At 69.0% G+C, this 25,876-nt stretch carries 21 protein-coding genes; 7 read left to right on the forward strand and 14 right to left on the reverse strand.

From position 1 onward, the window contains the following. Positions 1-93: 93 nt before the first annotated feature. Positions 94-333, forward strand: a complete 240-nt coding sequence (locus ASG80_RS14625; RefSeq protein WP_156401864.1) for a hypothetical protein — start codon at positions 94-96, stop codon at positions 331-333. Positions 334-379: 46 nt separating this feature from the next. Here the strand turns inward: ASG80_RS14625 and ASG80_RS14630 are convergent, their stop codons facing one another. Then, a complete protein-coding gene (locus ASG80_RS14630) occupies positions 380-1,300 on the reverse strand; it encodes a heme o synthase (protein WP_056731940.1) in 921 nt (306 codons plus the stop codon). A gap of 324 nt (positions 1,301-1,624) precedes the next feature. Here ASG80_RS14630 and tkt point away from each other — a divergent pair, with 324 nt between their 5' ends. Genes tkt through pgl form a run of 6 tightly spaced genes read left to right on the forward strand, consistent with a single transcriptional unit; the run spans position 1,625 to position 9,754 of the window. Then, a complete protein-coding gene (gene tkt / locus ASG80_RS14635; protein WP_056731942.1) occupies positions 1,625-3,718 on the forward strand; it encodes a transketolase in 2,094 nt (697 codons plus the stop codon). A 25-nt stretch (positions 3,719-3,743) separates the two neighbouring features. Continuing rightward, on the forward strand, positions 3,744-4,871 hold the full coding sequence (tal, locus tag ASG80_RS14640) for a transaldolase (protein ID WP_056731944.1): 1,128 nt from the start codon (positions 3,744-3,746) through the stop codon (positions 4,869-4,871). Next, the gene (locus tag ASG80_RS14645) at positions 4,868-6,472 is read left to right on the forward strand and encodes a glucose-6-phosphate isomerase (protein WP_056731946.1); all 1,605 of its coding nucleotides are present in this window, start codon (positions 4,868-4,870) and stop codon (positions 6,470-6,472) included. The genes tal and ASG80_RS14645 overlap by 4 nt, the downstream gene beginning before the upstream one ends. A 17-nt stretch (positions 6,473-6,489) precedes the next feature. Then, the gene (zwf, locus tag ASG80_RS14650; RefSeq protein ID WP_056731949.1) at positions 6,490-8,031 is read left to right on the forward strand and encodes a glucose-6-phosphate dehydrogenase; all 1,542 of its coding nucleotides are present in this window, start codon (positions 6,490-6,492) and stop codon (positions 8,029-8,031) included. Beyond that, on the forward strand, positions 8,028-8,987 hold the full coding sequence (locus ASG80_RS14655; RefSeq protein WP_056731952.1) for a glucose-6-phosphate dehydrogenase assembly protein OpcA: 960 nt from the start codon (positions 8,028-8,030) through the stop codon (positions 8,985-8,987). Before zwf ends, ASG80_RS14655 begins: the two co-directional genes overlap by 4 nt. Then, a complete protein-coding gene (gene pgl / locus ASG80_RS14660; RefSeq protein ID WP_056731954.1) occupies positions 8,984-9,754 on the forward strand; it encodes a 6-phosphogluconolactonase in 771 nt (256 codons plus the stop codon). Before ASG80_RS14655 ends, pgl begins: the two co-directional genes overlap by 4 nt. 96 nt (positions 9,755-9,850) lie before the next feature. Here the strand turns inward: pgl and ASG80_RS14665 are convergent, their stop codons facing one another. The 13 genes from ASG80_RS14665 to rpsA all read right to left on the reverse strand — a co-directional run bounded on the left by ASG80_RS14665 (position 9,851) and on the right by rpsA (position 25,793). Continuing rightward, the gene (locus ASG80_RS14665; RefSeq protein WP_056731955.1) at positions 9,851-10,219 is read right to left on the reverse strand and encodes an RNA polymerase-binding protein RbpA; all 369 of its coding nucleotides are present in this window, start codon (positions 10,217-10,219) and stop codon (positions 9,851-9,853) included. A gap of 10 nt (positions 10,220-10,229) precedes the next feature. Continuing rightward, on the reverse strand, positions 10,230-10,481 hold the full coding sequence (gene secG, locus ASG80_RS14670; protein ID WP_056731958.1) for a preprotein translocase subunit SecG: 252 nt from the start codon (positions 10,479-10,481) through the stop codon (positions 10,230-10,232). 86 nt (positions 10,482-10,567) lie between these two features. Then, positions 10,568-11,356, reverse strand: a complete 789-nt coding sequence (gene tpiA / locus ASG80_RS14675; protein WP_056731959.1) for a triose-phosphate isomerase — start codon at positions 11,354-11,356, stop codon at positions 10,568-10,570. Continuing rightward, positions 11,347-12,561, reverse strand: a complete 1,215-nt coding sequence (pgk, locus tag ASG80_RS14680; protein ID WP_056731961.1) for a phosphoglycerate kinase — start codon at positions 12,559-12,561, stop codon at positions 11,347-11,349. The genes tpiA and pgk overlap by 10 nt, the downstream gene beginning before the upstream one ends. 10 nt (positions 12,562-12,571) lie before the next feature. Continuing rightward, complete coding sequence (gene gap / locus ASG80_RS14685) at positions 12,572-13,576, reverse strand: type I glyceraldehyde-3-phosphate dehydrogenase (RefSeq protein ID WP_056732188.1); 1,005 nt, start codon at positions 13,574-13,576, stop codon at positions 12,572-12,574. 93 nt (positions 13,577-13,669) lie between these two features. After that, positions 13,670-14,296 (reverse strand): superoxide dismutase, encoded by a 627-nt coding sequence (locus ASG80_RS14690; protein WP_056731963.1) that lies wholly within the window; start codon positions 14,294-14,296, stop codon positions 13,670-13,672. 192 nt (positions 14,297-14,488) lie between these two features. Further along, on the reverse strand, positions 14,489-15,469 hold the full coding sequence (whiA, locus tag ASG80_RS14695; protein ID WP_056731964.1) for a DNA-binding protein WhiA: 981 nt from the start codon (positions 15,467-15,469) through the stop codon (positions 14,489-14,491). Positions 15,470-15,519: 50 nt separating this feature from the next. After that, complete coding sequence (rapZ, locus tag ASG80_RS14700; RefSeq protein WP_056731966.1) at positions 15,520-16,395, reverse strand: RNase adapter RapZ; 876 nt, start codon at positions 16,393-16,395, stop codon at positions 15,520-15,522. Between the two features lie 36 nt (positions 16,396-16,431). Beyond that, positions 16,432-18,357: an excinuclease ABC subunit UvrC gene (gene uvrC / locus ASG80_RS14705; protein WP_056731968.1), complete on the reverse strand. Its 1,926-nt coding sequence runs from the start codon at positions 18,355-18,357 to the stop codon at positions 16,432-16,434. Positions 18,358-18,362: 5 nt separating this feature from the next. Further along, positions 18,363-21,254 (reverse strand): excinuclease ABC subunit UvrA, encoded by a 2,892-nt coding sequence (gene uvrA, locus ASG80_RS14710; protein ID WP_056731971.1) that lies wholly within the window; start codon positions 21,252-21,254, stop codon positions 18,363-18,365. Between the two features lie 161 nt (positions 21,255-21,415). Next, a complete protein-coding gene (uvrB, locus tag ASG80_RS14715; protein WP_056731973.1) occupies positions 21,416-23,482 on the reverse strand; it encodes an excinuclease ABC subunit UvrB in 2,067 nt (688 codons plus the stop codon). Between the two features lie 29 nt (positions 23,483-23,511). Continuing rightward, on the reverse strand, positions 23,512-24,123 hold the full coding sequence (gene coaE, locus ASG80_RS14720) for a dephospho-CoA kinase (protein WP_056732189.1): 612 nt from the start codon (positions 24,121-24,123) through the stop codon (positions 23,512-23,514). 221 nt (positions 24,124-24,344) lie between these two features. Continuing rightward, a complete protein-coding gene (gene rpsA, locus ASG80_RS14725; RefSeq protein ID WP_056731975.1) occupies positions 24,345-25,793 on the reverse strand; it encodes a 30S ribosomal protein S1 in 1,449 nt (482 codons plus the stop codon). Between the last annotated feature and the right edge of the window lie 83 nt (positions 25,794-25,876).

Consider the following 25,876-nt stretch of genomic DNA (forward strand, 5'->3'; position numbering starts at 1 on the left):
GTTCGTCCGCGAATATCAGGGGGTTCGTCCGATGCCGACCTCGTGCGCGGAGTGGATCGTGGCTGCCGTCCGATCGACTGGAAGGACGAGATCATGAACGTTCGCGTATTCCTCATCGTCCCCGCCGCCTTGGCCGTGAGTGTGCTGGCCGGGTGTGGCGGGGGCGAGTCCGATGCCGCCAAGGGATCCGGATCGACCAAAGTCCGCATGTCCTCGACCGAGGTGTGCCATGCGTCCGCGTACATCCGCGAGCATGCGCCCGAGGGCCTCTGCACCGACTCGGCAGACGTGACGGAGGTGGAGGACGACCTCTCGCCATTGCGTGGACCGTGACAGCCCGACCGCGGTGCGCCGGGCGAAGACCGGCACACGAACGAACTCAGAATGGCAGCAGCGGGTCGATCCCGATCGCGAGGAACAGCAGTGAGAGGTACACGATCGATCCGTGGAAGACCCGCATCGGCGAGACCTTCTCATGGCGGATCGCGAGACCGTAGAGCCGGTGCGTCTCGAAGATGAACCACACACCCGTGACGACCGCGACGGTCGAGTACACGAGCCCCATGCCGGCCACCGGGATGAGCAGCAGCGAGCAGGCCACCGTCGCCCACGCATAGAGGATGACCTGCAGGCCGACCTGCGCGCGCCCGCGCACGACCGCGAGCATCGGCACGCCAGCGGCGGCGTAGTCGTCCTTGTACTTCATCGAGAGCGGCCAGTAATGCGGCGGCGTCCACAGGAAGATGATGAGGAACAGGATGAACGGCGTCCACGAGAGGCTTCCGGTCACCGCCGCCCAGCCGATCAGCACCGGCATGCAGCCGGCGACGCCGCCCCACACGATGTTCTGCGACGTGCGTCGCTTCAGGATCAGGCTGTAGAAGACCACGTAGAGCAGGATGGCGGCGAGCGAGAGTGCCGCCGCAAGCCAGTTGGTGAAGATCCAGAGCCAGGCGATTGATGCCGCGCCGAGCCCGAAGGCGAACACGAGCGCCTCGCGATCGGTGAGCTCGCCGGTGACGAGCGGCCGGCCCTGCGTGCGCTTCATGACCCGGTCGATGTCGCGGTCGATGTAGCAGTTGAAGGCGCCCGCGCAGCCCGCGCTCATCGCACCGCCGATGAGCGTGGCGACGAGCAGCCAGAGGTTCGGCAGGCCGTTCTGCGCGAGGATCATGGTGGGTGCGGTGACCACGAGCAGCAGCTCGATGACACGCGGCTTCGTGAGCGCGAGGTAGGCGGCGAGCTTGCGCCGTACCGTCATCGCCGGTCGCGACTCGCGAGTGTGTACGGCTGCCTGCATCGTTCCTCTTCCGGGCGCGGGCACGTTTCGACCACTCCCCGCGCGACCCCTCACGATTCTAGGCCATGCCCACCGCGTGGTGTTTCGGAATGCGCTTTCCGCCTCACATCACGCGGAGCCGCGTGTGAGTCACAGCCCGTCACACTGGCTCGCTGAATCCATATACTGAGGATGCGCGCCCGGCTTCGCGGGTTCGACCAAGCCGGCGTCACGTACGACGTGCCCGGCCGAATCCGCCGCCAGGGCGGAACCGCGCCGCAACGTCCTCGGCGGGTCGGGCCCGACGGTTCCCGACGCCGTCACGATCGGAAGGAACAGCACCTCGTGGCAACTCTGCAGTGGGAACCCATCGACGATCGCGCGGTGGATACGGCGCGCGTGCTCGCGGCCGACGCCGTCGAGAAGGTCGGGAACGGGCACCCCGGCACCGCGATGAGCCTCGCCCCGGCCGCTTACCTCCTCTTCCAGAAGGTCATGCACCGGGACCCCGCCGACCACGCCTGGCTCGGCCGCGACCGGTTCGTCCTCTCCGCCGGTCATAGCTCCCTCACGCAGTACGTGCAGCTGTACCTCGCGGGCGACGGCCTTCAGCTCGACGACCTGAAGGCGCTCCGCACGTGGGGTTCGAAGACCCCCGGACACCCCGAGTACGGCCACACCGACGGCGTCGAGATCACCACCGGCCCGCTCGGACAGGGTCTTGCCTCGGCGGTCGGATTCGCCTACGCCTCCCGCTTCGAGCGCGGCCTGTTCGACCCGGATGCCGCACCCGGCACGAGCCCGTTCGACCACTTCATCTACGTCATCGCGAGCGATGGCGACCTCGAGGAGGGCATCACGAGCGAAGCGTCCTCGCTCGCCGGGCACCAGCAGCTCGGGAACCTCGTGGTGATCTACGACTCCAACCAGATCTCCATCGAGGACGACACCAACATCGCGTTCACCGAGGACGTCGCCAAGCGCTACGAGGCCTACGGCTGGCACGTGCAGACCGTCGACTGGAAGAAGACGGGCGAGTACGTCGAGGATGTCGCAGAACTGCACCGGGCGATCGAGGCGGCCAAGGGCGAGACCTCGAAGCCCTCGATCATCGTCCTGAAGACGATCATCGGCTGGCCCAGCCCCGGCAAGCAGAACACCGGCAAGATCCACGGGTCCGCCCTCGGCGCGTCCGAGCTGGAGGCCACCAAGGAGGTGCTCGGCTTCGACCCCGAGCAGACCTTCGTCGTCGCCGAGGACATCCTCGAGCACACCCGCGAGGCCGGTGAGCGCGGCGCGGTCGCGCACGCCCAGTGGCAGGTGGCGTTCGACGCGTGGGCCGAAGCGAACCCCGTGCGCAAGGTGCTGCTCGATCGCCTCGAGGCCGGCGAGCTGCCCGCCGACGTGGCATCCGTACTTCCGTCGTTCGAGGGGGGCACCGAGCTCTCCACGCGCGCGGCATCCGGCAAGGTCATCAATGCCCTCGCCGGCGCGCTGCCAGAGCTCTGGGGCGGATCGGCCGACCTCGCGGAGTCGAACCTCACCACCATCAACGACGCGGACTCGTTCGTCCCGACCGAGTGGTCGACGCACGAGTTCGCCGGCAACCCCTACGGACGCGTGCTGCACTTCGGGATCCGGGAGCACGCCATGGCCGCCATCGTGAACGGCATCGTGCTGCACGGCAAGACCCGCGCATTCGGCGGCACGTTCCTCATCTTCAGCGACTACATGCGCCCCGCGGTCCGCCTCTCCGCGCTCATGCGGGTGCCGTCGATCTTCGTCTGGACGCACGACTCCGTCGCCCTCGGCGAGGACGGCCCCACGCACCAGCCCATCGAGCAGCTCGCCGCGCTCCGCGCGATCCCGGGCTTCACGGTCGTCCGCCCCGCCGACGCCAACGAGGTGGCCGCCGCGTGGCTCGAGATCCTGAAGCGGCACGACGGTCCGGTGGGCATCGCGCTCACCCGCCAGAACATCCCGGTGTTCGAGCGCGGCGACGGCGAGGCATCCGGCGACACCCTGGCCGCGGCATCCGGCCTCGCGAAGGGCGCCTACGTGCTCGCCGAGGCGCCGTCGGGCACGCCCCAGGTGATCCTCATCGCGACCGGCTCCGAGGTGCAGCTCGCCGTCGCCGCCCGTGAGCGCCTCGCCGCAGATGGCATCCAGGCCCGCGTCGTCTCGGCGCCGAGCCTCGAGTGGTTCGAGCAGCAGGATGCGGCGTACCGCGAGTCCGTGCTCCCCGCCGCCGTGACGGCACGCGTGTCGGTCGAGGCCGGCGTCGCGCTGTCGTGGCGCTCATACGTCGGCGACCGCGGCCGGAGTGTGTCGATCGAGCACTTCGGCGCATCCGCCGACTACAAGACCCTGTTCCGCGAGTTCGGCATCACGACGGACGCCGTCGTCGCCGCCGCGAAGGAGACGCTCGCGTCGGCCTGACGCGCGCACGAAGGAGATGACAGAAATGTCCACGCAGACCCAGTCCACCCAGTCCCCCACCGAGGCCCTTTCCCAGGCCGGCGTGAGCATCTGGCTCGACGACCTCTCGCGCGAGCGCATCACGTCGGGCGGCCTCGAGCGGCTGATCGCCGAGCGCAACGTCGTGGGCGTCACCACCAACCCCACGATCTTCGCGGGCGCCCTCGCGAAGGGCGACGGCTACCACGCGCAGCTCCACGCGCTCGCCCTGGGCGGCGCCGACGTCGACAGCGCGGTCTTCGAGATCACGACCGACGACGTGCGCACTGCGGCCGACATCTTCCACCCGGCCTACGAGGCGAGCAACGGCTACGACGGCCGCGTCTCGATCGAGGTCGCCCCCGACCTCGCACACGACACGGCGCGCACGATCGAGCAGGCGCACGCCCTGTGGGACAAGGTCGGCCGGCCGAACGTGATGATCAAGATCCCTGGGACCGTCGAGGGCCTCGACGCGATCACGGCGGCGATCGGCGCGGGCATCAGCGTCAACGTAACGCTGATCTTCAGCCTCGACCGCTACCGCCAGGTGATGGACGCCTACCTCGCCGGGCTCGAGCGGGCGAAGGCCGCCGGCATCGACCTCTCCACCATCCACTCGGTCGCCTCGTTCTTCGTCTCACGCGTCGACACCGAGATCGACAAGCGTCTCGTCGCGATCGGCACCGACGAGGCCCTGGCACTGAAGAGCAAGGGGGGCGTCGCCAACGCGCGACTCGCGTACGAGCTCTACGAGGAGGTGTTCGGCGGCGAGCGGGCGACCGCGCTCCTGGACGCAGGCGCCAACCGCCAGCGTCCGCTGTGGGCGTCCACGGGCGTCAAGGACCCGTCGCTGCCCGACACCCTCTACGTCACCGAACTCGTCGCACGGGGCGTCGTCAACACGATGCCCGAGAAGACGCTCGAGGCGACCTTCGACCACGGCGAGATCCTCGGCGACACCGTGACCAGCGCGTACGCCGATGCCGGAGGCGTGCTCGATGCGCTCGCCCGCGTGGGCGTCGACTACGACGACGTGACCGCCGTGCTCGAGCGCGAGGGCGTCGAGAAGTTCATCGTGTCGTGGCACGAGCTGCTCGACACGGTGCGCGGCGCGCTGGAGGCGGCCCGATGAGCTTCCGCATCTCGGTCAGCGGCGCGGCCGCCGACGCGGTCCGCCGCACCGTCCCCGGCCTCGTCGCCGACCTGGTCGCGAGCGGCATCACCGCCCAGGACGCCGCCCTCTGGGGCCCCGCCGCCGAGGAGGAGGCGTCGAAGCGCCTCGGATGGACCGAGGCGGTCGCGGTCTCGCGCCAGCTCGTCCCCGAGATCGAGGCGCTCCGCGACCAGCTCGAGGCCGACGGCGTCACGCACATCGTGCTCGCCGGCATGGGCGGCTCCTCGCTCGCACCCGAGGTCATCACCCGCACCTCGCGGGTGGAGCTCACCGTGCTCGACTCGACGGAGCCCGGTCAGGTTCGCGCGGCCCTTGCCGACCGGCTCGCCGAGTCGGCGCTCGTCGTCTCGTCGAAGTCGGGCTCGACCGTCGAGACCGACAGCCAACGCCGTGTGTACGAGCAGGCGTTCCACGACGCGGGCATCGACCCGGCGACCCGGATCATCGTCGTGACCGACCCTGGCTCGCCGCTCGACGAGTCGGCCCGCGCGGCCGGCTACCGCGTCTTCAACGCCGACCCGACGGTCGGCGGCCGCTACTCCGCGCTGACCGCGTTCGGCCTCGTGCCGTCGGGCCTCGCGGGCGTCGACATCGCCGAGATCCTCGACGAAGCAGAGACGATCGAGCTCTCCCTTGCGATCGACAGCCCGGAGAACCCCGGTCTCGTGCTCGGCGCCGCCATCGCGGCCACCGCCCCGCTGCGCGACAAGCTCGCGATCGTCGCCGACGGCACCCACATCGTCGGCTTAGCCGACTGGGCCGAGCAGCTCATCGCCGAATCCACGGGCAAGGAGGGCACCGGCATCCTGCCCGTCGTGCTCGACCTCGACGCTCCGGAGCTGACCAGCGACCTGCCCGACGTGCAGGTCGTGCGCCTCGTCGATGACGCCGGCGACCAGATCTTCGCCCGCCACGCCTCGGGCGACATCCGCGTCTCCGGCAGTCTGGGCGCGCAGCTGCTCGTGTGGGAGTACGCCACCGCCGTGGCCGGACGCCTCCTCGGCATCAACCCGTTCGACCAGCCCGACGTCGAGTCGGCGAAGATCGCGGCTCGCGGACTGCTCGATGCGCGACCCGAGCCGGCCCCGGCGGCGTTCGTCGCCGACGGCATCGAGGTGCGTGGCACGCCCGACGTGATCGGCGCGTCGAGCGACCTCGTCTCGGCGATCGACGTGCTGCTCGAGGAGCTGCCCGCGAACGGCTACGTCTCGGTGCAGGCGTACGTCGACCGCGTCGCCCACCCCGAGCTCGCACGCATCCGCGACCTGCTGGCGGTACGTGCCGGCCGCCCCGTGACGTTCGGATGGGGCCCGCGATTCCTGCATTCGACCGGCCAGTTCCACAAGGGCGGTCCCGCGGTCGGCGTGTTCCTGCAGATCACCGAGGCGCCGGCCGAGGACCTCCCGATTCCCGAGCGCCCGTTCACCTTCGGCGAGCTGATCGCCGCGCAGGCATCCGGCGACGCGAGCGTGCTCGCCGAGCACGGCCGCCCGGTGCTCACGCTCACGCTGACGGACCCCGCCGCGAACCTCGCGACGCTGTTCGACGCCGTCGGCTGATCCAGGGAAGGATCCGCATGGCTCCGGCAGAGATCTCGGCGCAGCACAACCCGCTGCGTTCCCCCCAGGACTACCGCCTCAACCGGATCGCCGGCCCTTCGAGCCTCATCATCTTCGGGGTGACCGGCGACCTCGCCCGCAAGAAGCTCATGCCCGCGGTCTACGACCTCGCGAACCGCGGGCTGCTGCCTCCCGGCTTCGCGCTTGTCGGGTTCGCCCGCCGCGACTGGGCCGACGAGGACTTCGAGGAGGTCGTGCACGACTCGGTCAAGCAGTATGCCCGCACCGAGTTCCGCGAGGATGTCTGGAGGCAGCTCGCGCGCGGCGTCCGGTTCGTCCAGGGCGATTTCGACGACGATGCGGCGTTCGACCGCCTGCGCACCGTCGTCGAGGAGCTCGACCGCGAGCGCGGCACCATGGGCAATCACGCGTTCTACCTCTCGATCCCCCCGAAATCGTTCCCGCTCGTCACCGAGCAGCTGAAGCGGTCGGGGCTCACCCAACAGCGCGACGACCAGTGGCGCCGAGTGGTCATCGAGAAGCCGTTCGGCTCCGACCTGCAGTCGGCGCGCGAGCTGAACGACGTGGTCGCGTCGGTGTTCCCGCCCGATGCGGTGTTCCGCATCGACCACTACCTCGGCAAGGAGACGGTGCAGAACATCCTCGCGCTGCGCTTCGCCAACCAGCTGTACGAGCCGATCTGGAATGCGAACTACGTCGACCACGTGCAGATCACGATGGCCGAGGACATCGGCGTGGGCGGTCGTGCCGGGTATTACGACGGCATCGGCGCAGCGCGCGACGTCATCCAGAACCACCTGCTCCAGCTCCTCGCCCTCACGGCGATGGAGGAGCCGATCTCGTTCGACGCGGCCGACCTGCGCGCCGAGAAGGAGAAGATCCTCGCCGCGGTCCGGCTGCCCGACGACCTCGCGACCGGCACGGCGCGCGGGCAGTACGCGGGCGGCTGGCAGGGTGGCGAGAAGGTCGTCGGCTTCCTCGACGAGGACGGGATGAACCCCGAGTCCACGACCGAGACCTACGCGGCCATGAAGCTGCTTATCGGCACCCGCCGCTGGGCCGGTGTGCCCTTCTACCTGAGGGCCGGCAAGCGCCTCGGGCGCCGGGTCACCGAGATCGCCGTGGTCTTCAAGCGGGCGCCCCAGCAGGTCTTCGCCGACAGCCAGACCTCGGAGCTCGGACAGAACGCGCTCGTGATCCGCGTGCAGCCCGATGAGGGCGTCACGATCCGGTTCGGCTCCAAGGTGCCGGGGGCGGGCATGCAGGTGCGTGATGTCACGATGGACTTCGGCTACGGTCACGCGTTCACCGAGGCCAGCCCAGAGGCCTACGAGCGCCTCATCCTCGACGTGCTGCTCGGCGACCCGCCGCTCTTCCCCCGCCAGGAGGAGGTCGAGCTGTCCTGGAAGATCCTCGACCCGATCGAGGAGTTCTGGGCGACGAAGGGCCAGCCCGAGCAGTACCGGCCCGGAACCTGGGGTCCGAGCTCAGCCGACGAGCTCCTGCACCGCGACGGACGAAGCTGGAGGCGCCCATGATCGTCGAACTCCCCGACACGACGACGAGCCAGGTCTCCAAGACGCTGGTGAAGATCCGCGAGGAGGGCGGCGTCGTCGCCCTCGGCCGCGTGCTGACCCTCGTGATCGCCACGTCGCCCGGCAGCGAGGAGGAGGCGATCGAGGCGGCGAACGACGCGTCGCGTGAGCATCCGATGCGCGTCATCGTGGTCTCCAGCGATCCTCACGAGCTGCCCGGCGTCGAGGCACGACTCGACGCGGAGATCCGCGTGGGCGGCGACGCCGGTGCGAGTGAGGTGATCGTGCTGCGCGCGTGCGGCGACGCGGCGCTCGACGAGGAGAGCCTCGTCATGGGCCTGCTGCTGCCGGATGCGCCGGTCGTCACCTGGTGGCCCGGCGCGGCGCCCGCCGTACCGCGTGAGGCCGCGCTCGGCCGTATCGCACAGCGTCGCATCACGGATGCCTCGACGCAGGCCGACCCGCAGGGATCGCTGCACTCGCTCGAGGCGAGTTACTCGCCCGGTGACGCGGACTTCGCGTGGACCCGGCTCACGCTGTGGCGTGCACAGCTCGCCGCGGTGCTCGACCAGCCGCCGTACGAGCCCATCACGGGCGTCCGGGTGACCGGCGCCATCGATTCGCCATCGACCACCCTGTTGGCGGCGTGGCTGCGGCTCGAGCTCGACGTGCCCGCGACCTGCGTCCTCACCCCGGTAGAGGCGGGCTCGCACGGCATCCACGGGGTGCGCCTCGAGCGCGATGGGGGCGCCATCGAGCTCGTACGAGACATCCCCGGCATCGCGACCCTCCGCCAGCCCGGACAGCCCGTGCACGACCTGGCGCTCCCCCGCCGCAATCTGCGCGACTGCCTCGCCGACGAACTCCGCCGCCTCGACCCCGATGAGCTGTACGGTGAAGTGATCACGAGCGGCCTGGCGCTGCTCGGCGACGCGGAGGCCGAAGGAGTCCATGCATGACGAATGAGCGGCGGGTACTCGTCCACCCCGACAAGGCTTCGTTGGCGAGTTCCGTCTCGGCGCGCTTCATCACGAAGATGCTCGACATCCTCGACACGCAGGCCGTGGCGCACGTCGTGCTGACGGGCGGGTCGATGGGCTCCGCGGTGCTCGAGGCTGTGTCGGCGTCGCCCGCGCGCATGACGATCGACTGGTCGCGTGTGCACTTCTGGTGGGGCGATGAACGGTGGGTGCCCGCTCGTGATGAGGAGCGCAACGACGAGCAGGCGCGCGTCGCCCTGCTCGACGACCTCGACGTGCCCGACGAGAATGTGCACGCCTTCCCAGCCGCCGACTCCGGCATGAGCCTCGACGAGGCCGCCGAGGTCTACGCCGCCGAGCTGTCGGAGCACGGTGTGGACGGGCTGCCGCACCCGATCTTCGACATCACGTTCCTCGGCGTCGGCCCCGACGGGCACATCGCCTCGCTGTTCCCGCACCGCTCCGGCATCCAGGTGACCGACCACACGGTCATCCCGGTGCGGAATGCGCCGAAGCCACCGCCCGAGCGACTCAGCCTCACGCGGCCCGTGATCAACTCGTCGCAGCGCATCTGGCTGGTACTTGCCGGGGCCGACAAGGCGTCCGCGCTCGGACTCGCCCTTGCCGGGGCGAGCCGCGACGAGGTGCCCGTGGCCGGCATCAAGGGGCGTCGACGCACGGTCTTCTTCGTCGATGCGGATGCCGCCGCCGAGGTGCCCGAGGCGCTCATCGCGCGCGACTACTGAGCACAGGCGAACGGATGCCGCACCCGCGCGGTACCGACGACGTGGAAGGGGCCAGCCGATCCGGCTGGCCCCTTCCACGTTCTGCTGGTGAGCGCGTCAGTCCTGCGGCGCGCTCTGTCCGCGGCGCGCACGAAGCTGCGTGAGCGCTTCCTCGAGGAGCGCCGCGGCCTCCTCGTCGGTGCGCCGTTCCTTCACGTACGCGAGGTGCGTCTTGTACGGCTCGAGCTTCGACACCGACGGCGGGTTGTCCTTGTCACGGCCGGCCGGAAGGCCCGTCGAGGGACTGTCGATGATGTCGGGGATCTCCTCCTCGGGGAGGGACGCCGCGAAGTGCCGCACGGTCTCATTGCCCTGGGCGTCCCAGTAGCTCACCGCCACGCGGTCGGCGTGGAATCCTCGGTCCTGCTCGCCCATCGGTCCCGCGCCCACGCGCGAACCCCGGATGGCGCTGTTCCCTGATGCCATGGTTCCCCCGTCAGATTCCGGCTTCGAACTTGGTGATGAGTCCGAGCACCACGATGCACGTCACCCAGACCAGTCCGAGGATGATCGTGATGCGGTTGAGGTTTCGCTCGGCCACCCCGGACGCGCCCAGGCTGGACGTGACGCCGCCGCCGAACATGTCGGACAGACCGCCGCCTCGGCCCTTGTGCAGCAGGATGAGCAGCGTCAGCAGGAGGCTCGTGAGACCGAGCAGCACCTGCAGGACGACCTGGAGAATCTCCACGGGTGAACCTTTCCGGGCACGACGGATGGTGTCAGTGCCGACAATCGAGTATAGCCGCACCGCCGGCGGAGCCTGTGGAGCGCGGCTCAGGCGCCGACGTGCTTCTTGAACCGGACGATGCTCGAGAACTCGTCGATGTCGAGGCTCGCGCCCCCGACGAGCGCGCCGTCCACGTTCGGCTCACGCAGGAACGACGCGATGTTCGCAGCCTTGACCGACCCGCCGTAGAGGATGCGGGTGGACGCAGCGACTTCGTCGCCCAACAGCTCGGCGATGAGGGCTCGCAGCGCCCCTGCCACCTGCTCGGCCTGCCCGGGGGTCGCCGCCTGACCGGAGCCGATGGCCCAGACGGGTTCGTACGCGACGACGAGGCCCTTCGACCCGTCGACGCCGTCGAGCGCCGTGCGGAGCTGCCTCACCGGCACGGCACTCGGGCCGTGCGCCTCGAGGTCCTCCGCCGTCTCTCCGACGCACACCACCGGCACGAGTCCGTGCCTGTGGGCGGCGATCACCTTGGCGTTCACGTCGGCGTCGGTCTCGTGATGCAGCGTGCGCCGCTCGGAGTGCCCGATGATGACGTACCGGCAGTCGAGCTGCGCGAGGAACGCGCCCGAGATCTCGCCGGTGTACGCGCCGGAGTCGTGCGCCGAGACGTCCTGTGCGCCGTACGCGAGCGGCAGCGAATCGGCGGCCACGAGCGTCTGCACCGAACGCAGGTCGGTGAACGGCGGGAACACCGCGACTTCGGCGTCTGCGAAGTCGTGCCTCGCATCCGCCAACGACCACGCCAGCTTCTGCACGAAGGCGATCGACTGCAGGTGGTCGAGGTTCATCTTCCAGTTGCCCGCGATGAACGGGGTGCGTGTCACTGCCATCCGAGGACCTCCAGTCCGGGGAGCTTCCTGCCCTCGAGGAACTCGAGGCTCGCGCCCCCGCCCGTCGAGATGTGTCCGAACGCCGCATCGTCGAAGCCGAGCTGGCGTACGGCTGCCGCCGAATCGCCGCCGCCGACGACGCTGAGCCCGTCGACCTCGGTGAGCGCCTCGGCGACCACGCGGGTGCCGGCGGCGAAGGGGGCGAGCTCGAACACGCCCATCGGGCCGTTCCAGAAGACGGTCTTCGACCCGCGGATCTGCTCCGCGAAGGCGGCCGCCGTGTCGGGGCCGATGTCGAGTCCGAGGCCGGAAGCCCCGAAGGGCGTCTCCTCGATGGCATCGGCCGGCGCGACGACGTGCTCGGCGTCAGCCGAGAACGACGCCGCGACCACCACGTCGGTGGGCAGCACGATCGAGACGCCGCGCTCCTCCGCCTCGGCGAGGTACCCTATGACGGTCTCGATCTGGTCGGCCTCGAGCAGGCTCGAGCCCACCTGGTGGCCCTGTGCCGCGAGGAACGTGAAGAGCATGCCCCCGCCGATGAGCAGCGTGTCGACGCGCGGGAGCAGGTGCGCGATGACGCCGAGCTTGTCGGACACCTTCGAGCCGCCGAGCACCACCGTGTACGGCCGCTCGGGCGACTCGGTGAGCCGGTCGAGCACGTCGAGCTCCGCCGCGATCAGCAGGCCCGCGGCGCTCGGCCGCAACTGCTCGAGCTCGTAGACGCTCGCCTGCTTGCGGTGCACGACGCCGAAGCCGTCGGAGACGACCGCGTCGGCGGAGCCCGCGAGCTCGCCGGCGAACGCGGTGCGCTCCGCCTCGTTCTTCGAGGTCTCCCCCGGGTTGAACCGCAGGTTCTCGAGCACGAGCACCTCGCCGTCGCCGAGCGCCTCGACCTTCGCCGTGGCATCCGGCCCGACCGTGTCGCTCGCGAACGCGACGGGCGCGTCGATGAGTTCGCCGAGGCGCGCCGCGACCGGCGCGAGGCTGTACCTCGGGTCGGGCGCCCCGTCGGGGCGGCCCAGGTGGGAGACCACGATCACGCGGGCTCCCTGGCCGACGAGGGCCTCGAGCGTGGGGACGGACGCCCGCACGCGGCCGTCGTCCGTGATGACCCCGTCCTGGAGAGGGACGTTGAGGTCACAACGGACGACGACGCGCTTGCCGGCGAGCGGACCGAGGGATTCGATCGTTCGCAGGGTCACAGTCATCGACTCAGAGGCGATCGGCGACGTACTCGGTGAGGTCGACGAGGCGGTTGGAGTAGCCCCACTCGTTGTCGTACCAGCTCGAGAGCTTCACCTGGTCGCCGAGGACCCGCAGCAGCCCCGCGTCGAAGATCGACGAGTGCGGGTCGGAGACGATGTCGCTCGAGACGATCTCGTCTTCGGTGTACTTCAGGATGCCCTTCATCGGCCCCTCGGCGGCGGCCTTGTAGGCCGCCTTGACCTCGTCGACCGTGACGGGACGCGACGAGGTGACCGTGAGGTCGGTGATCGAACCGGTGGGCACGGGAACGCGGAGCGCGAAACCGTCGAGCTTGCCGACGAGCTCGGGGAGCACGAGGCCGATGGCCTTCGCGGCACCGGTCGACGTCGGGACGATGTTGATGGCCGCCGCGCGCGCGCGACGCAGGTCCTTGTGGGGGCCGTCCTGCAGGTTCTGGTCGGCCGTGTACGCGTGCACCGTGGTCATCAGGCCGCGCTCGATGCCGAAGGCGTCGTTGAACACCTTCGCGAGGGGGGCGAGGCAGTTGGTCGTGCAGGACGCGTTGGAGATGATGTGGTGACGCTCGGGGTCGTAGTCCTGCTCGTTGACGCCCATGACGAAGGTCGCGTCCTCATCGGTCGCCGGCGCCGAGATGAGCACCTTCTTCGCGCCGGCCACGAGGTGCTTGCGCGCGTCGCCGGCCTTGGTGAAGAAGCCCGTCGACTCGATCACGATGTCCACGCCGAGCTCGCCCCAGGGCAGGTTCGCGGGGTCGCGCTCGGCGAACGCCTTGATCGCCTTGCCGTTGACGATGATGTGGTCGTCGTCGTACTCGACGGTCGCATCGAGCCGACCCGTGACGGAGTCGTACTTCAGCAGATGGGCGAGCGTCTTGTTGTCGGTGAGGTCGTTCACCGCGACGATGTCGAGGTCGGCGCCCTGGGCGAGGGCGGCGCGGAAGTAGTTGCGGCCGATGCGGCCGAAGCCGTTGATGCCGATCTTTACGGGCACGGATGTCTCCTGCATTGACGTGCGCGAGTGCGCGATTTCAAGGTGAACTGATCGGACAGCGGTGTCCCCGGACGGGTCCGGGGACACCATCCGCTACGACAGTAGCAGCAGCCCTGAGGTCTTCTCACCGGCGGCCTGGAAGCGCTGCTGGACGTTCTCCCAGTTCGCGATGTTCCAGAACGCCTTCACGTAGTCGGCTCGCACGTTCTTGTAGTCGAGGTAGTAGGCGTGCTCCCAGACGTCGAGCATCAGGAGCGGCACGATGCCGGCCGGCAGGTTCCCCTGCTGGTCGAAGAACTGCACGATGATGGGGCGCTGGCCGATGGAATCCCACGCGAGCACGGCCCAGCCTGAGCCCTGGACGCCGAGCGCGGTCGCGGTGAAGTGCGCCTGGAACTTGTCGAACGAGCCGAAGTGGTCGTCGATCGCCGCGGCGAGCTCGCCGGTGGGCTTGTCGCCGCCGTCGGGCGAAAGGTTGGTCCAGAAGATCGAGTGGTTGACGTGGCCGCCGAGGTTGAATGCGAGGTCCTTCTCGAGCTTGTTGACGTTGGCGAGGTTGCCCGAGTCGCGTGCCTCTGCGAGCTGCGCGAGGGCCGTGTTGGCGCCGGTCACGTACGCCTGATGGTGCTTCGAATGGTGCAGCTCCATGATCGTGCCGCTGATCGACGGCGCGAGCGCAGAGTAGTCGTAGGGCAGGTCTGGGAGGGTGTAGTCAGCCATTGCTTCTCCTTGTCAGATGCCGGGCGTTCCGGGCTCCTGCCCGGTGTTCCGCGGCTGCATCCACGAGTCTATGCCTGCTCCGCGGCGGGTCCGTCGGGGTTGACGCCGAAGGTCACGGGGCGGGACACGAGCGGGATGCCGCAGCATCCGGTCGTGTCGAAGGTGCGCCGTCGACGTGGCCGACGACGAGGATCAGACGTCGTCGAGGTCGGCAGGGAGGCTCGCCTCGGTGCCCGGTACTCCGAGCTCCATCGCCCGTTTGTCGGCCATCGCGAGGAGCCGGCGGATGCGGCCGGCGACGGCATCCTTGGTCATGGGCGGGTCGGCGTGGTGGCCGAGCTCGTCGAGGCTCGCGTCGCGATGCGCGAGCCGCAGCTCGCCGGCGTACTTCAGGTGATCGGGGATGTCGTCGCCGAGCAGCTCCATGGCGCGTTCGACGCGGGCGCACGCCGCGACCGCGGCCTGCGCGGAGCGCCGGAGATTGGCGTCGTCGAAGTTGACGAGGCGGTTCGCGGTGGCACGCACCTCGCGCCGTTGCCGCAGCTCCTCCCAGTTGCGCACGGTGTCGGTGGCCCCCATGACGGCGAGCATCGAACTGATCGCCTCGCCGTCGCGGATGACGACCCGGTGCACGCCGCGCACCTCGCGGGCCTTCGCGGAGATGCCGAGGCGTCCCGCCGCGCCGACGAGTGCCATCGCCGTCTCGTTGCCGGGGCAGGTCACCTCGAGCGCGGCTGAGCGCCCGGGGTCGGTGAGGCTGCCGTGCGCGAGGAACGCGCCGCGCCACACCGCCGCGACGTCGTCACGCGATCCGGTGGTGAGCTTGTTGGGCAGGCCGCGCACGGGACGACGGCGCGCGTCGAGCAGTCCGGTCTGGCGTGCGAGGGTCTCGCCGCCGTCGAGCACGCGCACGAGGTACTGATTCGATCGGCGGATGCCCGACGGCGAGATCACGGAGACATCCGGGCGCACGCCGTACAACTCGCCGAGGTCGCGGGTCACTCGTCGGGCGATGGTGGGAGAGTCGAGCTCCGCCTCGATCGCGATGCGCCCCGAGATGATGTGCAGGCCGCCGGCGAATCGCAGCACCGAAGCGAGCTCCGCTGCCCGCACGCTCGTCTTCGACACGTCGACCCGCGCCAGTTCCTCTTTCACGTCGGCGGTCAGTGCCACGTCAGGTCCTCTCATTCGTCACGTCGCGGTTCGTCGGTCGTGCGACCGGATCACTCACGGCCGCGATCGCGGTGCTTCACGCTGACCGCCACGCCGGGCAGCTGCCCGAGGCGGTCGGCGAGCTCGCGGACGATCGCGACCGAACGGTGCTTGCCGCCGGTGCAGCCCACCGCGATGGTCGCATGTCGCTTGTTCTCGCGCTGGTAGCCCGCCATGACGGGCTCGAGGGCGGCCGAGTAGGCGTCGATGAACTCGTGCGCGCCGGGCTGGCTGAGCACGTACTCCGAGACCTCGGCGTCCTCGCCGGTCAGGTGCCGCAGCTCGGGGATCCAGAAGGGGTTGGGCAGGAACCTCGCGTCGGCGACGAGGTCGGCGTCGGCAGGCAGTCCGTACTTGAAGCCGAAGCTCAGCAGGGTCACGCGGAGTCCCGCGTGCCCTTCCTCGGCGAACGTCTCGGTGATGAGCGTGGCCAGCTGGTGGATGTTCAGGTCGGACGTGTCGACGACGATGTCGCTCGACTCGCGGAGTTCCGCGAGGCGGGTGCGCTCGGCGCCGATTCCATCGAGCAGGGTGCCGTTGCCCTGGAGCGGATGCGGCCGGCGCACGGATTCGAACCGACGCACGAGCACCGCGTCGGTGGCGTCGAGGAAGACGACCCGCACGTTCACGCCGGTGCGCAACGCCTGGATGATGTCCTGCAGCTCGGAGAAGAAGTCGCGGCCGCGCACGTCGACGACCGCCGCGATGCGCGGCAGCGACGCACCGGCGCGCTCGACGAGCTCGACGAGGGGGCGCAGCATCTGCGGCGGCAGATTGTCGACCACGTACCAGTCGAGGTCTTCCAGCGCATTCCCGACGGTGGAGCGACCGGCACCCGACATGCCGGTGACGATGAGCATCTCCTGGTGCCCGGCCTCAACTGCCATCGTCTCGGGCCCCCTTCCGCACGTCGACACCCCAGCCTAGCGGGGCGCCGACACGCCGTCAGCGTGAAGGTGAGCGTGCACGGTCGCGGCGAGGCTCGGGCCGATCCCCTTCACCTCGGCGATGTCGGCCTCGCCGGCGGCACGAAGGCGCGCGACGGACCCGAAGTGCTTCAGAAGCTCCTTCACGCGGGCAGGGCCGAGCCCCGGGATCTCCGAGAGCACCGTGCCGATGTCGCGCTTGCGCCGCTGACGCTGGTGCGTGATGGCGAAGCGGTGCGCCTCGTCGCGCACCCGCTGGAAGAGGAAGAGCGCGTCGCTGTTGCGTGGGAGGATGACCGGGAAGTCGGCGTCGGGCGTCCAGATCTCCTCGAGCCGCTTCGCGATGCCGCACAGGTAGATGCCCTCCACGCCCGACTCCTCGAGCGCGCGGGCGGCCGCGGCGACCTGCGGTTCACCGCCGTCGACCACGAGCAGGTTCGGGCGGTATGCGAACTTCTTCCTTCGACCGTTTGCCGCGGCATCCGGATCGCCGGACTCGGCGCCGTCGTCCGCGGGCGCCTCGGCATCGTGGTTCGCCTCAGGCCCAGCGAGGTAGGCGAGACGCCTCGTGAGCACCTGGTGGATCGAGTCGGTGTCGTCGGTCGAGCTCGGAATGGTGAAGCGGCGGTATTCGTCCTTTCGCGGGAGGCCGTCCTCGAACACCACCATCGACGCGACGATGTTCGTTCCCGAGAGGTGCGAGACGTCGAAGCACTCGATGCGCAGCGGCGCATCGGCCATGCCGAGTGCCTCCTGGATGTCCTCGAGCGCTCTGGATCGTGTCGTGAAGTCGGCGCTCCGCCGGGTCTTGTAGAGCATCAGCGTCTGCTTGGCGTTCTGGTTGGCGGTGTCGAGCAGCGCCGCCTTGTCGCCCCGCTGCGCAGCTCGGAGGCGGACCCGGCGTCCTGCGAGCCCAGCCAGCCAGGCCTCGAGCGCGGCGGCGTCGTCGGGGAGCTCGGGGACGACGACCTCGCCCGGCGGGATCAGGTCGGTTCCGTACGCATTCTGCAGCACCGAGTCGACGAGTTCGCCGAGCGGCACGTCGAGTTCCTTGTCGACGGTCCATGAACGCACGCCGCGGACCCGGCCGCCGCGAACCACGAACAGGTGCACGGCCGCGGCGAGCTCGTCGTGGTCGATGCCGAAGACGTCGAGGTCGACCTTCTCGCCGAGCACGACCGCGCTCTTCTCGAAGAACGCGGTGGCCGCCTGAAGCTGGTCGCGCCGGCGGGCCGCCGTCTCGTAGTCCTGCACGGCGGCGGCGGACTGCATCTGCCGGGTGAGTTCGCCGAGGATCCGCCGATCCTGGTTCTGCATGAAGGCGACGAAGCGATCGACGTTGGCGCGGTGCTCCTCGATCGTGACCTTGCCCGAGCACGGACCGAAGCACTTGCCGATCTGGCCGGCGAAGCACGGCTTGCCGGTCGCCATCGCGCGCCGGTAGTCACTGTCTTTGCAGGTGCGGATCGGGAAGAGCTTCAGCAGGGTGTCGAGCGTCTCGCTCACGGCCCAGACCTTCGGGTACGGGCCGAAGTACCGGGCGCCCGGGATGCCACGCTTCCGGGACACCATCGCGCGGGGCGCCTCCTCGCCGAGCGTGACCACGAGGTAGGGATACGACTTGTCGTCCTTGAACCGCACGTTGAACGGCGGATGCAACTGGTTGATCCACGTGATCTCGAGTTGCAGTGCCTCGACGTCGCTCTGGACGACGGTCCACTCGACGGATGCCGCGGTCGTGACCATTCGGCGGGTGCGCTCGTGCAGCGCGCGCAGCGGTGCGAAGTAGTTCGAGAGCCGGGCCCTGAGGTTCTTGGCCTTGCCCACGTACAGCACTCGCCGGTCGGCATCGAGGAATCGGTACACGCCGGGGTCGGTGGGGATCTCCCCCGCCTTCGGGCGGTATGGAACGGTGTCGCTCATCCTCGTCAGCTGGCGACCTCGGCGCGCACGGATGCCGAGTCGAAGATCTCGCGCAGGAAGTAGCCCGTGTGGCTCGCCACCACGCGCGCGACCTGCTCGGGCGTACCGGTGGCGACGACCTGGCCGCCGCCCGAGCCGCCCTCGGGCCCGAGATCGATGATCCAGTCGGCGGACTTGATGACGTCGAGGCTGTGCTCGATCACGATCACGGTGTTGCCCTTGTCGACCAGCTTGCCGAGCACCTTCAGGAGCTTGCGCACGTCTTCGAAGTGCAGGCCCGTGGTCGGCTCGTCGAGCACGTAGACGCTGCGGCCGTTCGAGCGTCGCTGCAGCTCGGTCGCGAGCTTGACACGCTGCGCCTCGCCGCCGGAGAGGGTGGTGGCGCTCTGGCCGAGTTGCACGTAGCCGAGCCCGACGTCGACGAGGGTCTTCAGGTACCGGTGGATCGCCGAGATCGGCTCGAAGAACTCCGCCGCCTCGCTGATCGGCATCTCGAGCACCTCGGCGATGTTCTTGCCCTTGTAGTGCACCTGGAGCGTCTCGCGGTTGTACCGCTTGCCGCCGCAGACCTCGCACGCGACATAGACGTCGGGCAGGAAGTTCATCTCGATCTTGATCGTGCCGTCGCCGGAGCACGCCTCGCAGCGACCGCCCTTGACGTTGAAGCTGAAGCGGCCCGGAAGGTAGCCGCGTGCCTTCGCCTCCGTCGTCTCGGAGAACAGCGTGCGGATGCGGTCGAACACGCCCGTGTACGTGGCCGGATTCGATCGCGGAGTGCGACCGATCGGCGCCTGGTCGACATGCACGACCTTGTCGAGCTGCTCGATGCCGGTGAGTCGCCGGTGCTTGCCCGGCACCTTGCGAGCCCCGTTGAGCCGGTTGGCGAGCACGCGATAGACGATGTCGTTGACGAGGGATGACTTGCCCGATCCGCTGACCCCGGTGACGGCGGTGAACGTGCCGAGCGGGAACTCGACGTCGATGCCCCGGAGGTTGTTCGCCTCGGCGCCCTGCACCGAGATCATACGGTCGGGGTCGATCGGCCGGCGTCGAGCGGGGATCGGGATCGCCTTGCGGCCCGAGAGGTAGTCGCCCGTGAGCGAGCGCGGGTTCTTCACGAGGTCGGCGTAACTGCCCGAGTGCACGACCGTGCCGCCGTTGACGCCGGCACCCGGTCCGATGTCGACGATCCAGTCCGCGGTGCGGATCGTGTCCTCGTCGTGCTCGACCACGATCAGCGTGTTGCCGAGATCGCGGAGGGCGAGAAGCGTGTCGATGAGACGGCGGTTGTCGCGTTGGTGCAACCCGATGCTGGGTTCGTCGAGCACGTACAGCACACCCGTGAGGCCCGAGCCGATCTGCGTCGCGAGGCGGATGCGCTGCGCCTCGCCGCCCGACAGCGTGCCGGCGGCCCGGGCGAGGTCGAGATAGCTGAGCCCGACGCGGATGAGGAAGTCGAGGCGGAGCCTGATCTCGCGGAGCACCTGGGCCGCGATCGCCTGCTCGCGGTCGGTGAGCTGGAGCCGGTCCATGAAGGCGCGCGCATCCGTGAGGCTGAGCAGCCCCACGTCGGCGATGCTGTGCTCGTGGATGAGCACCGAGAGCACCTCGGGCTTGAGCCGCTTGCCGTCGCACACCGGGCACGGCACCTCGCGCAGGTACTCCGCCCAGCGCGCCCGCTGCACATCGGTCTCGGCCTGGAGGTACTGCCGCTCGATGTAGGGCACGACTCCCTCGAATCCCGAGGTGTAGCTCATCTCGCGCCCGTAGCGGTTGCGCCACCGCACCTTGACCTCGAAGTTCTCGCCGCGGAGCACCGCCTGGCGCGCATCGACTGGGAGCTCCTCCCACGGTGTGTCGAGCGAGAAGCCGACGTCACGGGCCAGCCCGTCGAGCAGCTTCTCGTAGTAGTTGTAGAGGCTCTTGCCCTGCGATGTCCACGGCAGGATCACGCCCTCGGCGATGCTCAGCGACGGGTCGCCCAGCAGGAGCGACTCATCGACCGACATCCGGGTGCCGAGTCCCGAGCACTCGGGGCATGCGCCGAACGGCGCGTTGAACGAGAAGGTGCGCGGCTCGATCTCGGTGAGCTGGATCGGGTGCTGGTTCGGGCACGAGAGCTTCTCGGAGAACGTCGCCCATGCGCGAGGCCCCGACTCGTCGACGTAGTTGATCTGCACGAGTCCGTCGGTCAGGCGCAGCGCCGTCTCGAGCGAGTCCGTCAGCCGGCCGAGCACGTCGGGGCCGGCCACGAGACGATCGATCACGACCGAGATGTCGTGCTTCACCTGCTTCTTGAGCGCCGGCGGCTCGTCGAGGCGGATCAGCTCGCCGTCGACGACCGCTCGGGAATAGCCGCCTGCCGCGAGCTCGCGGAAGAGGTCGACGAACTCGCCCTTCTTCTTCGACACGACCGGGCTCAGCACCTGATACCGGGTGCCGTCTGGCAGCTCCATGAGCCGATCGGCGATCTGCTGCACCGTCTGCCGCTGGATGCGCTCACCGCACACCGGGCAGTGCGGCACGCCGATGCGTGCCCACAGCAGGCGCATGTAGTCGTAGATCTCGGTGATCGTGCCGACCGTCGAGCGCGGGTTGCGGTTCGTGGACTTCTGGTCGATCGAGACGGCGGGGCTCAGGCCCTCGATGAAGTCGACGTCGGGACGATCGACCTGGCCGAGGAACTGGCGAGCGTATGCCGAGAGCGACTCGACGTAGCGTCGCTGCCCCTCGGCGAAGATCGTGTCGAAGGCGAGCGAGGACTTTCCGGAGCCGGACAGGCCCGTGAAGACGACCATGGCATCGCGCGGGATCTCGACGTCGACGTTCTGCAGGTTGTGCACGCGGGCACCGCGGACACTCAGGTGCGAGTGGGCATCGAGACGTGAAACTGGCACCCTACGAGTCTAGAGAGCGCCACCGACACCGGGTTCGGCGGGGCGCGTGCTCTCAGCGAACATACGTTCGATTCGGCCTCCGGATGCCGCTGCCCGCGCGGTCGATCGCATACCCGTCTCCGCTCGCGCACGACGTCGTGCCAGGCAATGGGTCGCCCGCCTCAGCCGAGGTGACCCGCCTTCTCCATCTGCCGCAACTCCCGCTTCAGGTCGGACACTTCGTCGCGCAGGCGCGCGGCGAGCTCGAACTTGAGCTCCCCCGCGGCCTCGAGCATCTGCTCGTTGAGGTCCCGGATGAGCTCCTCGAGGTCGTTCGCGCCGGCGGCGGCGATGCCCTCACGTCGCAGGTTCGGCACGGGCGCCTTCTTCCGCGCATCCCGGCCGGCGAGGAGTGCCGCGGTGTCGGCCTCCTCACGTGCGAGCACCTCGGTGATGTCGGCGATGCGCTTGCGCAGCGGCTGCGGGTCGATGCCGTTCGCGCGGTTGTATTCGAGCTGCTTGTCTCGTCGGCGCGTGGTCTCGTCGATGGCGGCCGCCATCGAGTCGGTGAGCACGTCGGCGTACATGTGGACCTCGCCAGACACGTTGCGCGCGGCCCGGCCGATGGTCTGGATGAGCGAGGTCGATGAGCGGAGGAAGCCCTCCTTGTCGGCGTCGAGGATGGCCACGAGCGACACCTCGGGCAGGTCGAGGCCCTCACGGAGCAGGTTGATGCCGACGAGCACGTCGTAGACGCCGGCGCGGAGCTCCGTGAGCAGTTCGACCCGGCGCAGCGTGTCGACATCGGAGTGCAGGTAGCGCACGCGCACCCCGGCCTCGGTGAGGAAGTCGGTGAGCTCCTCGGCCATGCGCTTGGTGAGCGTCGTGACGAGCACGCGTTCGTTGCGCTCCGCCCGGATTCTGATCTCCTCGAGCAGGTCGTCGATCTGGCCCTTCGAGGGCTTCACCACGATCTGCGGGTCGACGAGGCCGGTGGGGCGGATGATCTGCTCGACGACACCATCGGCGATGCCCATCTCGTATCGGCCGGGAGTGGCCGACAGGTAGACGGTCTGGCCGACGCGCGCCTTGAACTCGTCCCACTTGAGTGGGCGATTGTCGAGCGCGCTCGGCAGGCGGAAGCCGTGCTCCACGAGGGTGCGCTTGCGCGAGGAGTCGCCCTCGTACATCGAGCCGATCTGGGGCACCGTCACGTGCGACTCGTCGATGACGACGAGGAAGTCGTCGGCGAAGTAGTCGAGGAGGCAGTGCGGCGCCTCGCCGGGTGCCCGGCCGTCGATGTGGCGCGAGTAGTTCTCGATGCCCGAGCAGAAGCCGATCTGCTCCATCATCTCGAGGTCGAACGTCGTGCGCATGCGCAGTCGCTGCGCTTCGAGGAGCTTGCCCTCGCGCTCGAGTTCGGCGAGCCGCTCTTCGAGCTCGACGCGGATGGTGCCGATCGCCCGTTGCATCACGTCGGTGCTCGCGACGTAATGCGACCCCGGGAAGACGGGAATGGCGTCGAGCTTGGCGACGACCTGGCCGGTGAGGGGATGCAGGCTGTACAGCCCCTCGATCTCGTCGCCGAACATCTCGATGCGGATCGCGAGCTCTTCGTATATCGGGATGATCTCGATCGTGTCGCCGCGCACCCTGAAGTTGCCGCGCGAGAAGTCGACGTCGTTGCGCTGGTACTGCATCGAGACGAACTTGCGGATCAGCCAGTCGCGGTCGACCCGCTGCCCGACCTGGAGCGGCATCATCGCGCCGAGGTACTCCTCGGGCGTGCCGAGGCCGTAGATGCAGGAGACGCTCGACACCACGATGACGTCGCGCCGGCTCAGCAGTGAGTTCGTGGTGGAGTGCCTGAGTCGCTCCACCTCGGCGTTGATCGACGAGTCCTTCTCGATGAAGGTGTCGGTCTGCGGCACGTAGGCCTCGGGCTGGTAGTAGTCGTAATACGAGACGAAGTATTCGACCGCATTATTGGGCATGAGCTCGCGGAACTCGTTGGCGAGCTGGGCGGCGAGCGTCTTGTTGTGGGCGAGCACGAGCGTGGGTCGCTGCACCTGCTCGATGAGCCAGGCGGTGGTCGCGGACTTGCCGGTGCCGGTCGCGCCGAGCAGCACGACGTCGGTCTCGCCGGCGTTGATGCGGCCGGCGAGTTCGGCGATCGCAGTGGGCTGGTCGCCGCTCGGCCGGTACTCGCTCACGACCTCGAACGGGCGGACGGATCGCGTGGCCTGCATGCGTTCCAGTCTAGGTTCGCCCGCCGACACTAGGCCCGCGCGCGCTCCTGCTTGACACGGTGCCAGAGGGCGTCGACCTGGCTCATGGTGTGGGCGATCGAGCCGTCCGTGTCGATGACGACATCGGCGACGGCGCGCCGCTCGGAATCGTCGACCTGGGCATCGACGCGCGCCTGCGCGTGGATCGGGTCGAGGCCGCGTTCCTCGACGAGTCGCTTCACCTGGGTGCGCTTCGGTGCGCTCGTCACGACGATGAGGTCGAACGGATGATCCACGGCGGCGTCCACGAGCAGCGGCACGTCGTAGACCACCACTGCCACGGGGTCCTCACGCGCGATCCTCTCGAGGATCCTGCCCGTCAGCTGGCGAACGGCGGGATGCACGATCGCATTGAGCCTGGCGCGAGCCGCCTCGTCGTGGAACACGATCTCAGCGAGCTTCTGTCGGTCGAGCGTTCCGTCGTGCCGCAGGACGCCGGGACCGAACTCCTCGACGATCGCGGCGAGCGCGGGCTTGCCGGGCTCGACGACCCGCCGTGCGAGCTCGTCGGCGTCGATGTGCACCGCTCCGTGCTCGACGAGGCGTCTCGCGACCGTGGACTTTCCTGAGGCGATTCCGCCCGTGAGACCGATCAGATACACGCTGACCACTCTATCCGTGCGACACTCGACCCGACGGCGTGGAGGTGCACGTGCTCGAGGTGCTGACGGGTACGGGTCTCGAGGTGCTGGTCATCGTGCTCCTGCGGCGGCGGCGTGCGAAGGGCGCCCGGGAGGGGCATCCGACACCGACGCAGTGATCGTGCCGTGAACGCCGGAAGGCCGGCCCCGAGGGGACCGGCCTTCCTTGTCGCGGATCGCGACTAGTTGCTCGAGAGCTTCTCGCGCAGCGCGGCGAGCGACGCGTCGTCGGCGAGGGTGCCCGCGCCGGCGGTGTCGCTCGAGTACGAGGCGGCACCCGAGGTGAACGAGTCGTCGGCGGAAGCGGCAGCGTTCGCCTGGGCGACCTGCTTCTTGTGCGCCTCCCAGCGAGCCTGGGCGGCAGCGTAGTCCTGCTCCCACTTCTCGCGCTGGGCCTCGAAGCCCTCGCGCCACTCGTTGGTCTCGGGGTCGAAGCCCTCGGGGTACTTGTAGTTGCCCTGCTCGTCGTACTCGGTGAGCATGCCGTAGAGCGCCGGGTCGAACTCGGTGCCCTCGGGGTCGACGCCCTCGTTCGCCTGCTTCAGCGAGAGCGAGATGCGACGACGCTCGAGGTCGATGTCGATGACCTTGACGAAGACCTCTTCGCCGACCGACACGACCTGCTCCGCGAGCTCGACGTGCTTGCCCGACAGTTCCGAGATGTGCACGAGGCCCTCGATGCCGTCGGCCACGCGGACGAACGCGCCGAACGGCACGAGCTTCGTGACCTTGCCCGGTGCGACCTGGCCGATCGCGTGGGTGCGGGCGAAGACCTGCCACGGGTCCTCCTGCGTCGCCTTGAGCGACAGCGAGACGCGCTCGCGGTCGAGCTCGACGGAGAGCACCTCGACGGTGACCTCCTGGCCGACCTCGACGACCTCGCTGGCGTGCTCGATGTGCTTCCACGACAGCTCGGAGACGTGGACGAGACCGTCGACGCCGCCGAGGTCGACGAACGCACCGAAGTTGACGATCGACGAGATGACGCCCTTGCGGATCTGGCCCGGGTGGAGGTTGGCGAGGAACGTGGAACGCGACTCGGACTGCGTCTGCTCGAGGAGCGCGCGACGCGAGAGCACCACGTTGTTGCGGTTCTTGTCGAGCTCGAGGATCTTCGCCTCGATCTCCTGGCCGAGGTACGGCGTGAGGTCGCGGACACGGCGGAGCTCGATGAGCGAGGCCGGAAGGAAGCCACGGAGGCCGATGTCGACGATCAGGCCGCCCTTGACGACCTCGATGACCGAACCGGTCACGACGCCATCGGCTTCCTTGATCTTCTCGACGTCGCCCCAGGCGCGCTCGTACTGAGCGCGCTTCTTCGACAGGATGAGTCGGCCTTCCTTGTCCTCCTTCTGGAGAACCAGGGCCTCGACGGTGTCGCCGACGCCGACGACCTCGCTGGGGTCGACATCGTGCTTGATGGAAAGCTCGCGGGAGGGGATCACACCCTCGGTCTTGTAACCGACGTCGAGGAGCACCTCGTCGCGGTCGATCTTCACGACGGTGCCCTCGATCAGGTCGCCGTCGTTGAAGAACTTCAAAGTCTTCTCGACCGCGGCGAGGAAATCGTCAGCAGATCCGATGTCGTTGATCGCGACCTGCTTGGGCGCCTTGGTCGTTGCGGTTGTCATGTAGTGAATGCTCCGTAAAGGACAAAATCGAGCCCGTCGCGAGGTAGAGCGTTGTTTTCCGCGACGGGCAGGCGGACAGGGAT

The organism is Agromyces sp. Soil535, from assembly GCF_001428255.1.
Taxonomy (GTDB): Bacteria; Actinomycetota; Actinomycetes; order Actinomycetales; family Microbacteriaceae; genus Agromyces.

Coding starts and splice junctions, on each gene's coding strand:
- ASG80_RS14625 (WP_156401864.1), top strand. CDS start 94: ATGAACGTTCGCGTATTCCTCATCGTCCCCGCCGCCTTGGCCGTGAGT.
- tpiA (WP_056731959.1), bottom strand. CDS start 11,356: ATGGCAGTGACACGCACCCCGTTCATCGCGGGCAACTGGAAGATGAAC.
- rpsA (WP_056731975.1), bottom strand. CDS start 25,793: ATGACAACCGCAACGACCAAGGCGCCCAAGCAGGTCGCGATCAACGAC.
- zwf (WP_056731949.1), top strand. CDS start 6,490: ATGGCTCCGGCAGAGATCTCGGCGCAGCACAACCCGCTGCGTTCCCCC.
- ASG80_RS14645 (WP_056731946.1), top strand. CDS start 4,868: ATGAGCTTCCGCATCTCGGTCAGCGGCGCGGCCGCCGACGCGGTCCGC.
- tal (WP_056731944.1), top strand. CDS start 3,744: ATGTCCACGCAGACCCAGTCCACCCAGTCCCCCACCGAGGCCCTTTCC.
- ASG80_RS14665 (WP_056731955.1), bottom strand. CDS start 10,219: ATGGCATCAGGGAACAGCGCCATCCGGGGTTCGCGCGTGGGCGCGGGA.
- uvrB (WP_056731973.1), bottom strand. CDS start 23,482: ATGCAGGCCACGCGATCCGTCCGCCCGTTCGAGGTCGTGAGCGAGTAC.
- rapZ (WP_056731966.1), bottom strand. CDS start 16,395: ATGGCAGTTGAGGCCGGGCACCAGGAGATGCTCATCGTCACCGGCATG.
- ASG80_RS14655 (WP_056731952.1), top strand. CDS start 8,028: ATGATCGTCGAACTCCCCGACACGACGACGAGCCAGGTCTCCAAGACG.
- ASG80_RS14690 (WP_056731963.1), bottom strand. CDS start 14,296: ATGGCTGACTACACCCTCCCAGACCTGCCCTACGACTACTCTGCGCTC.
- uvrC (WP_056731968.1), bottom strand. CDS start 18,357: ATGAGCGACACCGTTCCATACCGCCCGAAGGCGGGGGAGATCCCCACC.
- ASG80_RS14630 (WP_056731940.1), bottom strand. CDS start 1,300: ATGCAGGCAGCCGTACACACTCGCGAGTCGCGACCGGCGATGACGGTA.
- pgl (WP_056731954.1), top strand. CDS start 8,984: ATGACGAATGAGCGGCGGGTACTCGTCCACCCCGACAAGGCTTCGTTG.